This is a genomic window from Paraburkholderia sp. A1BS-2L, from assembly GCF_051125205.1.
GTDB lineage: Bacteria > Pseudomonadota > Gammaproteobacteria > Burkholderiales > Burkholderiaceae > Paraburkholderia.
Genome location: NZ_CP120428.1, coordinates 1,754,462 through 1,767,854, shown reverse-complemented (window position 1 = coordinate 1,767,854; position 13,393 = coordinate 1,754,462). Strand labels below are relative to the sequence as shown.

The 13,393-nt window shown below is 64.7% G+C and carries 11 protein-coding genes and 1 pseudogene; 10 read left to right on the top strand and 2 right to left on the bottom strand.

What is annotated here, in order from left to right; all coding sequences use genetic code 11:
- The first annotated feature begins 277 nt into the window (after nucleotides 1-277).
- Nucleotides 278-1,582: a 23S rRNA (uracil(1939)-C(5))-methyltransferase RlmD gene (rlmD, locus tag P5W98_RS07890; RefSeq protein WP_434718517.1), complete on the top strand. Its 1,305-nt coding sequence runs from the start codon at nucleotides 278-280 to the stop codon at nucleotides 1,580-1,582.
- 115 nt (nucleotides 1,583-1,697) lie between these two features.
- Here the strand turns inward: rlmD and P5W98_RS07885 are convergent, their stop codons facing one another.
- The gene (locus tag P5W98_RS07885) at nucleotides 1,698-2,594 is read right to left on the bottom strand and encodes an outer membrane protein assembly factor BamD (protein ID WP_421024054.1); all 897 of its coding nucleotides are present in this window, start codon (nucleotides 2,592-2,594) and stop codon (nucleotides 1,698-1,700) included.
- 41 nt (nucleotides 2,595-2,635) lie between these two features.
- Here P5W98_RS07885 and P5W98_RS07880 point away from each other — a divergent pair, with 41 nt between their 5' ends.
- The 6 genes from P5W98_RS07880 (at nucleotide 2,636) to phaR (ending at nucleotide 10,104) form a co-directional block, all read left to right on the top strand.
- Nucleotides 2,636-3,904: an RluA family pseudouridine synthase gene (locus tag P5W98_RS07880; RefSeq protein ID WP_434718042.1), complete on the top strand. Its 1,269-nt coding sequence runs from the start codon at nucleotides 2,636-2,638 to the stop codon at nucleotides 3,902-3,904.
- Nucleotides 3,901-4,794 carry a peptidoglycan editing factor PgeF gene (pgeF, locus tag P5W98_RS07875; protein WP_421079529.1) on the top strand — a complete coding sequence of 298 codons (894 nt, stop codon included), beginning with the start codon at nucleotides 3,901-3,903 and terminating at the stop codon, nucleotides 4,792-4,794. The genes P5W98_RS07880 and pgeF overlap by 4 nt, the downstream gene beginning before the upstream one ends.
- Before the next feature lie 446 nt (nucleotides 4,795-5,240).
- Nucleotides 5,241-7,178, top strand: a complete 1,938-nt coding sequence (gene phaC / locus P5W98_RS07870; RefSeq protein WP_421079528.1) for a class I poly(R)-hydroxyalkanoic acid synthase — start codon at nucleotides 5,241-5,243, stop codon at nucleotides 7,176-7,178.
- A gap of 129 nt (nucleotides 7,179-7,307) precedes the next feature.
- Nucleotides 7,308-8,489, top strand: a complete 1,182-nt coding sequence (locus P5W98_RS07865; RefSeq protein ID WP_421024050.1) for an acetyl-CoA C-acetyltransferase — start codon at nucleotides 7,308-7,310, stop codon at nucleotides 8,487-8,489.
- Nucleotides 8,490-8,596: 107 nt separating this feature from the next.
- On the top strand, nucleotides 8,597-9,337 hold the full coding sequence (locus P5W98_RS07860) for a 3-ketoacyl-ACP reductase (protein WP_413185929.1): 741 nt from the start codon (nucleotides 8,597-8,599) through the stop codon (nucleotides 9,335-9,337).
- Nucleotides 9,338-9,501: 164 nt separating this feature from the next.
- Nucleotides 9,502-10,104 carry a polyhydroxyalkanoate synthesis repressor PhaR gene (gene phaR, locus P5W98_RS07855; protein ID WP_421024049.1) on the top strand — a complete coding sequence of 201 codons (603 nt, stop codon included), beginning with the start codon at nucleotides 9,502-9,504 and terminating at the stop codon, nucleotides 10,102-10,104.
- A gap of 2 nt (nucleotides 10,105-10,106) precedes the next feature.
- On the opposite strand, the pseudogene P5W98_RS07850 reads toward phaR, so the two are convergent.
- Nucleotides 10,107-10,202: pseudogene (locus P5W98_RS07850) on the bottom strand (helix-turn-helix domain-containing protein); the annotation flags it as partial.
- Nucleotides 10,203-10,413: 211 nt separating this feature from the next.
- On the opposite strand from P5W98_RS07850, the gene rimO reads away from it, so the two are divergent.
- From rimO to P5W98_RS07835, 3 genes are read left to right on the top strand one after another with little or no spacing between them, the layout of a single operon-like run.
- On the top strand, nucleotides 10,414-11,751 hold the full coding sequence (gene rimO, locus P5W98_RS07845; protein ID WP_421079527.1) for a 30S ribosomal protein S12 methylthiotransferase RimO: 1,338 nt from the start codon (nucleotides 10,414-10,416) through the stop codon (nucleotides 11,749-11,751).
- Between the two features lie 5 nt (nucleotides 11,752-11,756).
- Nucleotides 11,757-12,695, top strand: coding sequence for a sugar kinase (locus tag P5W98_RS07840; protein WP_421079526.1), 939 nt, complete (start codon nucleotides 11,757-11,759; stop codon nucleotides 12,693-12,695).
- Nucleotides 12,695-13,285 (top strand): hypothetical protein, encoded by a 591-nt coding sequence (locus tag P5W98_RS07835; RefSeq protein ID WP_421079525.1) that lies wholly within the window; start codon nucleotides 12,695-12,697, stop codon nucleotides 13,283-13,285. The genes P5W98_RS07840 and P5W98_RS07835 overlap by 1 nt, the downstream gene beginning before the upstream one ends.
- Nucleotides 13,286-13,393 lie beyond the last annotated feature (108 nt).

Genomic DNA, 13,393 nt, shown 5'->3' with positions numbered 1-13,393 from the left:
GGTGCGTGTCGTAGCGCGGGTAGGGGAGGCGACGCCGAATCGACTACAATCTCGCCTTCGCCTGAAAAATTCCCCCTCACTGTCTGTCAGGAACCCGCTGGTGTCTCAAGCTGCCCCCGACCCTCAAGCCGAAGCCGGCCGCACCGAATCCACTGCCGCTGCTTCTGTGCCCGTGCCCGCGAAGAAGCGCAGCAAGCGCGAGCGCCGTGCCGAGAAACGCGCATCCATCGAAGCGTCGGTTGCTCATGCCCCGATTCTGGAAATCGAGTCCCTCGACATGGAGGCGCGTGGCGTGGGCCGCACCGTCACCGAAACGGGCGAACCCGGCAAGGTGATCTTCGTCGAGGGCGCTTTGCCGGGCGAGCAGGTCACATACTTGAGTTACCGCAAGAAGCCGAGCTTCGAGCAGGCCCAGGTCGTGAACGTGCTGCGTGAGAGCGCGATCCGCACGAGGCCGCAGTGCCAGTTCTTCGGCACGTGTGGCGGCTGCTCGATGCAGCATCTGGACGTGCGCGCCCAGATCGCCGTCAAGCAGCGCGTGCTCGAAGACAATCTCATGCATCTCTCGAAGGTACGTGCCGAAACGATGTTCCGGCCAATCCATGGGCCGTCGTGGGGCTATCGCTACCGTGCGCGCCTGACCGTGCGCAATGTGCCTAAGAAGGGCGGCGTGCTGGTGGGGTTCCACGAACGCAAGAGCAGCTATGTCGCGGACATGACGAGCTGCGAAATATTGCCGCCGCACGTCTCGGCCATGCTCGTGCCGCTGCGCCGGCTGGTCGAGGCGCTGTCGATTCGCGATCGCATGCCGCAGATCGAGTTGGCCGTTGGATCGAGCGTGACGGCGCTGGTGCTGCGCATCCTCGAGCCGCTCACCGCCGCCGACGAAGACTTGCTGCGCGCCTTTGCCGATCAGCACAACGTGCAGTTCTGGCTGCAGCCCAAGGGGCCGGAAACGGTGTTCCCGTTTTATCCGCTCGACAAGGCGCTCGACTACACGCTGCCCGAGTTCGATATCCGCATGCCCTTCAAGCCCACGGATTTCACGCAGGTCAATCATCAGATCAACCGCGTGCTCGTGGGCCGCGCGCTGCGCCTGCTCGCGCCCGGGGCGGGCGATCGCGTGCTCGACCTGTTTTGCGGCATCGGCAACTTCACGCTGCCGCTCGCGCGTCTCGCCCGCGAAGTGGTGGGCATCGAGGGCAGCGATACGCTGACGGCGCGTGCACTCGAAAACGCGCGTGCTAACGGCGTGGACGGCCATACGTCGTTTGCGTGCCGCAATCTGTTCGAAGTCACCGCCGACGACCTTCGCGCGCTCGGCGCCTTCGACAAATTCCTGATCGATCCGCCGCGCGAAGGTGCACTCGCGGTGTCACAGGCGCTGGCCGAGATTGCGAAGAGCGGCGACGGGCCGCTGCCCACGCGTATCGTCTACGTGTCGTGCAGCCCGGCGACGCTCGCTCGCGACGCGGGCGTGCTGGTGAACGAAGCGGGTTACCGGCTCAAGGGCGCGGGGGTGGTCAACATGTTTCCGCACACGTCGCACGTCGAGTCGATCGCGCTGTTCGAACGCGACTGAACGAGGACGGCGCCTCCGGTTCCTTTCCTGGTCGCTCGGCAATCGATGGCGGCAAAAAAAATCGCCACGGATTTCCGTGGCGATTTTTTTTGGATCGATTGGGCCGAAGCGGTGATTACCAGATCTGGTACCACGGCTTGCTCTCCTTGCCAGCACGCGCATGGCCCGTGATATACGGGCTGTCCGGGAACGTGGCTGCGAGCACGCGGCGGGTGTCCTCGGCCATCTGCGGCTGATTCAGCTTCTGATATGAGAGGATCATGATGTGCAAGGCATCCTCGATTGCCGGCGCGCTCTTGTAGTCCTGGATCGCGAGCTGCGCGCGATTGATCGCCGCCACGTAGGCGCCGCGACGGTAGTAGTAGTCGGCCGCGTGCACTTCGTGCGAGGCGAGTGCGTTCACGATGTAGCGCATGCGCTGCGCCGCGTCTGGCGCGTACTTGCTCTTCGGGAACCTGTCGACGACGACCTTGAACGCGTCATACGACTCGCGCAGCGACTTCGGATCGCGCTCGCTCATGTCCTGGCCGGAGAAGCGGCCGAACAGACCGAGATCGTCGTTGAAGTGGATCATGCCCTTCAGATAGTACGCGTAGGCGATGTCCGGATGATCGGGGTGCAACTGGATGAAACGGTTGATGGCCTGGTCGGCGGCATCGTTCTCGTTATCCTTCCAGCTGCAGTAGGCGACGTTGATCTGCGCCTGCTGGGCGAAGTGGCCGAACGGGTCGCGACCTTCGAGCTGTTCGAAGTATTTCGCGCATTTGCCCCAGTCGCCGCTGGAGAGCGCGTCCTGGGCCTCCGTATATAATTTGTTGTTATTCCACGTTGCCGTTTCGTCGGTTTTTTGCGGCAGGCCGTGGCAGGCCGCGACCACGGCGAGCGCGGCACCGCAGGCGGCAATGCGAACAACGTTGCCGATCTTGCCGAGCGTTCGTGCTCGCGCCGTGCGCGTAGCGTTTCGGGCCATTGTTTCTTGGGCCAGTTTCGTAATCGTGTTCAAGGCTCGCATTTATCCAGTCCAGCTACAGGTCCACAGGTGACCCAGACTCAATGACCCGTTCAGTTATTCGGGGGGCCGGCGCTCCCGGCGCCCAAAACAGCATCAGCGATTATAGCCTGGGCGATGAGCCCAATGACGCAGCAGCCGGCGAGGCGCGCGATGACGCCCCCATTGGCAACGCGTGCGCCGCCGCGCCGCGCACGCGTCGTGCCCAGCAGGAGCAGGAAGCCCGCCGCGTCGAGGTGCCCGACGCGCTTGCCGGCGAGCGGCTCGACAAGGTGCTCGCCAAAGTGTTTCCCGAGTTTTCACGCAGCCGTCTGCAAGGCTGGATCGAGGAGCAGCGCGTGCGCGTCGACGGCAAGCCGGCCAAGGTGCGCCAGCCGGTGCCGCTGGGCGCCGTCATCGAACTCGTTCCCGATCTGCTGCCAGAACAGCTCGCGTTCACCCCCGAGCCCCTACCGCTCGATGTCGTCTACGAGGACGACGCCATCGTCGTAATCAACAAGCCTGCGGGGCTCGTGGTGCATCCGGCAGCCGGCAACTGGAGCGGCACGATTCTCAACGGCCTGCTGCACCGCTACGGCGAGGCGGCGGCGGGTCTGCCGCGCGCGGGCATCGTGCACCGGCTCGACAAGGAAACTTCGGGGCTGATGGTGGTTGCGCGCACGCTCGAAGCGCAGACCGATCTCGTGCGCCAGTTGCAGGCGCGCACGGTCAAGCGCCGCTATCTCGCGCTCGTGTGGGGCAATATTCGCGATGAGGGCACGATCGACGCGCCCATCGGCCGCGACCCGCGCGAGCGCACGCGCATGGCGGTCGTGTCGGGTGCCTCGGGCAAGCCCGCGCGCACGCACTTCCGGCGCATCGACAAGACCCTCTGGCACAACCAGCCGGTGAGCGCGATCCATTGCGACCTGGAGACGGGCCGCACGCACCAGATCCGTGTGCACTGCGCGGCCATCGGCCATCCACTGCTCGGCGACCCGGTCTATGGGCACGCGCGCGGCAAGCGCTCGGTCGCCGCGCTGCCTGGCGGCTTCGCACGCCAGGCGCTGCACGCGTGGCGTCTCGGCCTGATCCATCCGGTCACGGGCCGCGCGATGCAATGGCGCGCCGAGGTGCCCGACGACATGGACGCGCTGATCGAAGCGCTCGGCTTCGGCCGCGAAGACGGCGAGGACGAGCACGGCTTCGACGAAGAGATGTTCGATAGCGCGTACACCGACGAGGGCTACGTCATCGGCAGCGACGAGGACGATTACGACTACGACGAAGAAGACGACGAAGGCGAAGAGGACGAGGAGAACAAGCCGGTATGACTACGACCTGCCACGAACTGACTTCCGCCGATTTGCTGCAACCGGATTGGCATGTGGCGCCGCGCGTGCGCGCGATCGTGACCACGCGTAACGGCGGCGTGAGCTTGCCGCCGTTCGGCCGTTGGCGGGCAGATGCGGCGTCCCTGGCGGATGCGGCGCACGAAGGCGGCGTGGAACTGCCGTGCGGCCTGAACCTGGGCCGTTCGTCCGGCGACGATCTGGAGCACGTCGAGGCCAACCGCTCGCGCTTGCTCGCCTATGCTGGCGTGCCGGCCGCGTGGCTGAAGCAGGTTCACGGACCGGTGGTGGTAGACGCGGCCGCCGCGCTCGAGTCCGCTCGCGCGGGTACCCTGCTCGAAGCCGATGCGAGCGTGACCGACCAGCCGGGCATCGCCTGCGCGGTGATGGTCGCCGACTGCATGCCCGTGCTGATTAGCGATGGCGCGGGGCGGGCCGTCGGCGCGGCGCATGCGGGGTGGCGTGGGCTCGCTGCAGGCGTCATCGAGAAAACCGCGCAACGCGTGGCCGCGCTCGCGGGCTGTGCCGCGAGCGAACTGCACGCGTACCTTGGGCCGGCAATCGGCCCGAATGCGTTCGAAGTGGGGGAGGACGTGCGCGCCGCGTTCATGGACCACGTCGAGGCCATCGATGGTGCGCGGCGCGATGCCGTGCGCGTCGGCACAGCATCGGCATTCGTGCCGCGCCCAGAGGCGCCCGGCAAGTATCTCGCTGATCTGGGCTGCCTCGCGCGCCTGCGGCTTGCTGAAATCGGCGTGACGCATATCAGCGGCGGGGGGCTATGCACTTTTACCGATCGTGAACGGTTCTACTCTTATCGCCGCGAACGCGTGACGGGACGCATGGCGGCGCTCATCTGGCTCACGCCTTGAATCGTGCGGTGAGGAGCCGCTTCGCGATTTCAAATGCGCGGCTTCCTGCTGAACATTTCAAACATCGGTTTTAAATCTCGATTCGCCATATTTTGCTGCGCTGCATTGTTGGCGCGAAGCGCCGTATTCCATGCAATTCAAATTAGTCTGGCGATTCCTGCATTGCACTGCAAGCGTTTGCGCGCATGGTGCTTTTTTCGCACTGCCGTGCGCGACGCATTGTGTCAGCCAATTTAAGAATGGCTTACATCGGGAAAACGATAATAAAAAAAATATCGCAGTGCGGCAAAATCGGGCACAAGCATTGACACGCTTTGCAGTGGGGAGCAAGAATGTCCCTCAACTACGGGACAGGACGCGACCGGGCGCACACTAGCAGCCGTGCTCCGCTAGCGGACCACCTGCCTCTCAACCAGTCCTCCGGGACACATCGGTCAAAAGCAGGCATGACGGCATCTCAACGTTCCTCGACAACCCCGGGTGCGGGCGCTTCAACCGACGGTGCACAGTCTTTCATTCCGAAATTCACACCGGACGCCGCTGGCATGCAACAGATGCTCGATGCATGGACGCAGGCATGGCGCAGTGCCATGGATGCTGCGCAGCAATCGGGTATGCAGCACTGGGGCCAGGCGGCGGGGCAACCCGGCGCGTTCTGGCCCGGCATGGCCAACGGCGCCGCGAATGCTGCGCCGAATCCCGTTCAGGCGGCATTTAACGCTGCAATGAATCCCGCCGCAATGCGTTCCGCCTTGGGCGCGCTCGAGGCGTTCAAGCTGCCATCGGCGTCGATCGAGCCTTCGCGTTTGCAGCATCTGCAGGCCGAGTACTCGCGCGATGCGCTCGAACTTCTGCGCGAGGCGTCTGCCGCCTCGCCCAAGGCCCCGGAACTCAAGGACCGCCGCTTCAACGCGGACGCGTGGAAGGCCACGCCGGCCTATGCGTTCACGGCGGCGTGGTATCTGCTCAATGCGCGTTACCTGCATGAGATGGTCGACGCCATCGACACCGATGCAAAAACGCGCGAGCGCATCCGCTTCGCGGTTCAGCAATGGACGGCGGCCGCGTCGCCCAGCAATTTCCTCGCGCTCAACCCCGAGGCACAGCACGCGCTGCTCGAAAGCCATGGCGAGAGCCTGCGCCAGGGCGTGATGAATCTGCTCGGCGACATGTCGCGCGGCAAGATTTCGCAAACCGACGAATCGCGCTTCGTGGTGGGCCGCAATCTCGCGAACACCGAAGGCTCGGTGGTGTTCGAGAACGCGCTGTTCCAGCTCATCCAGTACAAGCCACGCACGGCGACCGTGCACGAGCGGCCGCTGCTGCTCGTGCCGCCGTGCATCAACAAGTACTACATCCTCGATCTGCAACCCGAGAATTCGCTCGTGGCGTATGCGCTGGAGCAGGGGCAGCAGGTGTTCCTCGTTTCCTGGCATAACGGCGACGCGTCGATCGCCCATAAGGGCTGGGACGACTACATCGAGGAGGGGGTGCTGACCGCCATCGAGACGACGCGCAGCATCAGCGGGCGCGAGCAGATCAACACGCTCGGCTTCTGCGTGGGGGGCACGCTGCTCGCCACGGCGCTGGCCGTCGCTGCGGCGCGCGGCGAGCATCCTGCGGCGTCGATGACGCTGCTCACGACGATGCTCGACTTCTCCGATACGGGCGTGCTGGACGTGTTCATCGACGAGGCGCACGTGCAGATGCGCGAGCAGACCATCGGCGGCAAGAACGGCGGCACGCCGGGGCTGATGCGCGGTGTCGAGTTCGCGAACACGTTCTCGTTCCTGCGCCCGAACGATCTGGTCTGGAACTACGTCGTCGACAATTACTTGAAGGGCCGCACGCCCGCCGCGTTCGATCTGCTGTACTGGAACAGCGACTCGACCAGCCTGCCGGGCCCGATGTATGCGTGGTATCTGCGCAATACCTATCTTGAGAACAAGCTGCGCGAGCCTGGCGCGCTCACCGTGTGCGGCGAGGAAGTGGATCTCGCGCGCGTCGATGTGCCGACCTTCATCTACGGCTCGCGCGAGGATCACATCGTGCCGTGGCGCAGCGCCTATGCTTCGGTGCCGCTGCTTTCCGGGCCGCTCAAGTTCGTGCTGGGCGCGTCAGGGCATATCGCAGGTGTGATCAATCCCGCTTCGAAAAACAAGCGCAGCTACTGGAGCGTTGAAACCGACGCGAAGCACCTGCCCGACGAAGCCGACGAGTGGTTTGCCAATGCCGAGGAAAAGCCCGGCAGCTGGTGGCCGAGCTGGATCGAGTGGCTCGACCAGTTTGGCGGCAAGAAGGTGAAGCCGCGTGCGCAGCCCGGCTCGACGGAGTTTCCAGAGATTGAGCCCGCGCCCGGGCGTTACGTGCAGCAGCGCGACTGAGGCGGCCGAAGCGCGGAGTGGATGGGTTCGACGCGCCCGCCGCGAATGTTGCGGCGAGGCGTTGTGAAGGGTTTTTAACGTGACGGGCAGGTGGCTTTCGCAACTTCCCGCCGCCTGGAGGAACTGAAAATGACGGATATCGTGATCGTTTCGGCCGCGCGTACCGCGGTGGGCAAATTCGGCGGTTCGCTGGCAAAGATTGCCGCGCCCGATCTGGGCGCGCTGGTCATCAAGGCGGCGCTGGAACGCGCGGGCGTGAAGCCCGAGCAGGTGAGCGACGTGATCATGGGTCAGGTGCTGACCGCGGGTTCGGGCCAGAACGTTGCGCGCCAGGCGTCGCTCAAGGCCGGGCTGCCCGCAGCGGTGCCCGCCATGACGATCAACAAGGTGTGCGGCTCGGGCCTGAAGGCGGTGATGCTCGCGGCCAACGCGATTATCGCGGGCGATTCGGAGATCGTCGTGGCCGGCGGCCAGGAGAACATGAGCGCGGCGCCACACGTGCTGCCGGGCTCGCGCGACGGCTTCCGCATGGGTGACGCGAAGCTCGTCGACACCATGATCGTCGATGGTCTGTGGGACGTTTACAACCAGTACCACATGGGCGTGACTGCGGAAAACGTCGCGAAGGAATACGGCATCACGCGCGAAGAGCAGGACGCATTCGCGGCGCTGTCGCAGAACAAGGCCGAAGCCGCGCAGAAGGCGGGCCGCTTCGACGCGGAAATCGTGCCGGTGGAAATTCCGCAGCGCAAGGGCGATCCGCTGGTGTTCAAGACCGACGAATTCGTGCGTCACGGCGTGACGGCGGAGTCGCTCGCGGGCCTGAAGCCGGCGTTCTCGAAGGAAGGCACGGTGACGGCGGCCAACGCGTCGGGGCTGAACGACGGCGCGGCGGCGGTGGTGGTGATGTCGGCGAAGAAGGCCGAGGCGCTGGGCCTCACGCCGCTTGCGCGCATCAAGGCGTATGCGGCGGGCGGCGTGGATCCGAAGGTGATGGGCATGGGCCCGGTGCCGGCATCGAAGCGAGCGCTGGAGCGCGCGGGCTGGTCGGCTAGCGACCTCGATCTCATGGAGATCAACGAGGCGTTCGCGGCGCAGGCGCTGGCCGTGAACAAGCAGATGGGCTGGGACACGTCGAAGATCAACGTGAACGGTGGCGCGATTGCGATTGGTCACCCGATCGGCGCATCGGGCTGCCGGATTCTGGTGACGCTGCTGCACGAGATGCAGCGCCGTGATGCAAAGCGCGGTCTGGCCTCGCTGTGCATCGGTGGCGGCATGGGCGTGGCGCTTGCGCTCGAGCGCGCTTGAGCTAGATTGAGCTCGATTGAGCGCAACCGGGTCGCGGCAGCAACGGATTGGACGCGAGGCCGGGGCCGTCGGTCGGCGCTCCGGAAAACGATAATGGAGTGTGGTTTATGTCACAGCGTATTGCGTATGTCACGGGCGGGATGGGCGGCATCGGAACGGGAATCTGCCAGCGGCTCGCGAAGCAGGGCTTCAAGGTAGTCGCGGGTTGCGGACCGAACTCGCCGCGCCGTACCAAATGGCTCGAAGACCAGAAAGCGCTGGGCTTCGACTTCGTCGCCTCGGAAGGCAACGTTGGCGACTGGGATTCGACGAAGCAGGCGTTCGACAAGGTCAAAGCCGAAGTGGGTGAGGTCGACGTGCTCGTCAACAACGCCGGCATCACGCGGGACGTGGTGTTTCGCAAGATGACGCGCGAAGACTGGACCGCCGTGATCGACACTAATCTGACGAGCCTCTTCAATGTCACGAAGCAGGTGATCGACGGCATGGTCGAGCGCGGATGGGGGCGCATCATCAATATCTCGTCGGTGAATGGCCAGAAGGGCCAGTTCGGGCAAACGAACTATTCGACGGCCAAGGCCGGGATTCACGGCTTCACGATGTCGCTCGCGCAGGAAGTGGCCACCAAGGGCGTGACGGTCAACACTGTTTCGCCCGGCTATATCGGCACGGACATGGTGAAGTCGATTCGTCCCGACGTGCTGGAAAAGATCGTCGCGACCATCCCGGTGCGCCGCCTCGGTGCTCCCGAGGAAATCGCCTCGATCGTCGCATGGCTCGCCTCGGATGAGTCGGGCTTCTCAACCGGTGCTGACTTCTCGCTGAACGGCGGGTTGCACATGGGCTGATCCCGCGCGACGCCGCGTGCGTGACAGGGGCGCGCGGTATCGCAGGGATCGACGGCGGTGGCGGGCCTGTTTGCACGCCGGGGCAGGCTCCGCTACCGGGCTGGAAGACAGCGCAGCGCGCGATGGTATCTGCCGTCGCGCGTTGGCGCTTACAAGGGCGACACATGACGACTACAAAGAAGACCGCCGAACGGCTGATCAAAAAATATCCGAACCGTCGGCTGTACGACACGGAGACGAGCACCTACATCACGTTGACCGATGTGAAGCAACTCGTGCTCGATCAGGAGGAGTTCAAGGTCATCGATGCGAAGAGCAACGAAGACCTCACGCGCAGCATCCTGCTGCAAATCATTCTGGAAGAGGAGAGCGGCGGCTTGCCGATGTTCTCGTCGTCGATGCTCTCGCAGATCATCCGTTTCTACGGACATGCGATGCAGGGCATGATGGGCACCTACCTGGAGAAGAACATCCAGGCGTTCATCGACATCCAGAACAAACTCGCCGATCAGTCGAAGAGCCTCTATGAAGGCAACGCGATGAATCCTGAGGTCTGGTCGCAGTTCATGAATATGCAGGCGCCGATGATGCAGGGCATGATGACCAGCTACATCGAGCAATCGAAGAACATGTTCGTGCAGATGCAGGAGCAAATGCAGAACCAGGCCAAGAACATGTTCAGCAGTTTTCCGTTCAAGCCCGTCGCGCCTGGCTCGCCCGCGCAAGGCACCAACGAGGGCGGCAGCGGCGAAAACGAGAAGAAGTAAGCTCAGGCGCTTCTCGGGTCGCGCAGTGCTTCCGGATGGCGCTCGGCGACGCGCAACAATGTTTGCGCGGCGCCGGTTGGCTAGCGCCGCCCCTGTTCCCGGATTGATCGCCGGCCATCTTCCATCTGACCCTGACTCCACTCGATGCTGGCCAGACAGCGCGCGCCGCTCGATACGCCAAACGGGTAAAATGGCAGATTGGCTTGATCTCGCGCGGCGCATTCTCCGCCGTGCGCCCCACATCCGGACGTACACGTGAAAAACCCTGTTGAATCAACGACCTCCCGCAATCCTGCACCGCGCGTAGGGATGGTATCCCTTGGCTGCCCCAAAGCGCTCGTCGACTCGGAGCAGATCCTCACCCAACTGCGCGCCGAGGGTTACGAAATCTCGGGTTCCTATGACGGTGCCGATCTGGTCGTGGTCAACACCTGCGGGTTTATCGACGAAGCCGTGCAGGAGAGCCTCGACGCCATTGGCGAGGCGCTCAACGAGAACGGCAAGGTGATCGTCACCGGGTGTCTGGGCGCGAAGGCCAGCGCGAGCGGCTCGAATCTCATCGAGGAAGTGCACCCCAAGGTGCTGGCCGTGACCGGCCCGCACGCCGTAGCCGAAGTCATGCAGGCGGTTCACAGCCATCTGCCCAAGCCGCACGATCCGTTCGTCGATCTCGTGCCGCCGGCGGGCGTGAAGCTCACGCCGCGTCACTACGCGTATCTCAAGATTTCCGAAGGCTGCAATCACCGCTGCACCTTCTGCATCATCCCGTCGATGCGCGGCGACCTCGTCTCGCGTCCGGTCGCGGAAGTCATGCTCGAGGCGGAGAACCTCTTCAAGTCGGGCGTGAAGGAGTTGCTCGTCATTTCGCAGGACACGAGCGCCTACGGCGTTGATGTGAAATATCGCACCGGCTTCTGGAACGGCAAGCCCATCAAGACACGCATGACCGATCTGGTCGCCGCGCTCGGCGAGTTGGCTGCGCAGTACGGCGCGTGGGTGCGGCTGCACTACGTGTACCCGTATCCGAGCGTGGATGAGGTCATTCCGCTCATGGCGGAAGGTCCGTTCAAGGGGCACGTGCTGCCGTACCTCGACGTGCCGTTCCAGCACGCGCATCCCGAGGTGCTCAAGCGCATGAAGCGCCCCGCGAACGCGGAGAAGGTGATGGAGCGCGTCAAGGCGTGGCGCGAAATGTGCCCGGACCTCACGATTCGCAGCACCTTCATCGCGGGCTTCCCCGGTGAGACCGAAGAGCAGTTCGAGACGCTGCTCGACTTCATCCGCGAAGCCGAGCTCGACCGCGTGGGCTGCTTCGCCTACTCGCCGGTCGAGGGCGCGAGCGCCAACGAACTTGATGGCGCGCTGCCCGACGAAGTGCGCGAGGCGCGCCGCGCGCGATTCATGGAAGTGGCCGAGGAAGTCTCGGCCAGGCGCATCCAGCGCAAGGTTGGCAAGACGCTCAAGGTGCTCATCGACGAGATCAACGCCGACGGCGGCATCGGCCGCACGGCGGCGGACGCGCCCGAGATCGACGGCGTGGTCTACGTCGCGCCCGCGACCAAGGCTTCGAAGCGCTACAAGGTCGGCGACTTCGTTTCGGTGAAGATCACCGGCGCCGACGGACACGATCTCTGGGGCGAGGTCTGATCGGCATGTCACGTCTGGCGCCAGAAGTCCTCGCCTATGGCGAGGCCATGATCGAATTCAATCAGGCCGAGAAGGGCCAGCCCCAGTATCTGCAGGGTTTCGGCGGCGATACCTCGAACTTCGCCATCGCGGCGGCGCGCCAGGGCGTGCGCACGGGATTCGTTTCGGCGGTGGGCGACGATCAGTTCGGGCGTTTGCTGCGCGACCTGTGGGCGAGCGAAGGTGTGGACACCTCGATGGTGCGGGTCGACGCCAGCGCGCCGACCGGCGTGTACTTCGTCTCGCATGGCCCCGACGGCCATGCCTTCGATTACCTGCGCAAGGGTTCGGCGGCCAGCCGCTATGCGCCGCGCGATCTGCCGCTCGACGCCCTGGCCGCCGCGCGCGTGCTGCACCTGTCGGGCATCAGTGTGGCGATCGGCGCCACAGCCTGCGACGCGGCGTTCGCGGCGATCGACCATGCACGGGCGAATGGCGTGCAGGTGAGCTTCGATACGAACCTGCGCCTGAAACTCTGGCCGCTCGCGCGTGCCCGCGCGGTCATGACCGAGGTGCTGCGTGTCACCGATATCTGCCTGCCCAGTTGGGACGATGTCGCGGCGCTGACCGGCCTGGACGATCGCGATGCGATTGTCGACCGTCTGCTCTCGCTCGGTTCGCGTGTCGTCGCGCTGAAGCTCGGGAAGGAAGGTTCTTATGTGGCAACGCCGCACGAGCGCCGTCTCGTGCCGGGCCGCGTCGTAGCGGCTGTCGATGCAACAGGTGCCGGCGACTGCTTTGGCGGCGCGTTCATCGCCCGGATCGTGGCCGGCGACGATCCGTTCGCGGCGGCGCAATACGCAAACGCGGCAGCGGCGCTTTCGACGCTGGGTTATGGCGCGGTCGCGCCGATTCCGCGCCGCGAGGATGTCGAGCGCATGCTCGCCGCCAAGGACGGGTCTTGATGGAAAGGTCGGCCTCGAAAGTCACGAGCATATCGAATCTCGTGCGGCGGTATGGCTTCGCGTGCTTCGCGGCAGCAGCGCTTGCGTTGCCGCTCGTAGCCTGCGCCGCGGGCAGCAGTGCATCGAGCGATGCGGCGAACGCCTCTGCCGCGCCGGAATCCGCGCATGCGCCGCTCAAACCGAGCCCGGAGTTCGCCGGGCTTCCGCAATACGTGGGCACGCTCGGCAAGCGTCCGATCGTGATGCGGCTTGGCGCAAAGACCGACGACCCGGACGACAAGACTGGCGTGCATGGCGAATATCAGTTCACCGACACGGGCGAGGTCGTTCTGATTGCCGGCGATCGCACCGGCACCACGCTCGAAGCGGAAGAGTCGGACGACGGTTCGCGCATCACGGGCAATTGGGTCGGCACGTTCGCGGACGATGGCTCGATCTCGGGCGACCGCATGGAAATCGACGACTCGAATCCGCAGCCGTTCGACTTGAAACCGCTTGCCGCAGGGGCAGCGGCGCCCGCGGCGTCCCATCCCGCCGCTAAAGGCGGCCAGGCCGTGAACGGGGTTGGCAATCTCGTGACGGGCGACTAACGCGCCATTGCGCACGATAACGCGCGCGCCGCATGGTGCGCCCCGCACGAAAGCGCAGGCATTGGACCGTTGCGGCGAGCGCTGGCTAGCGCAGGTGTTAATCTTCTG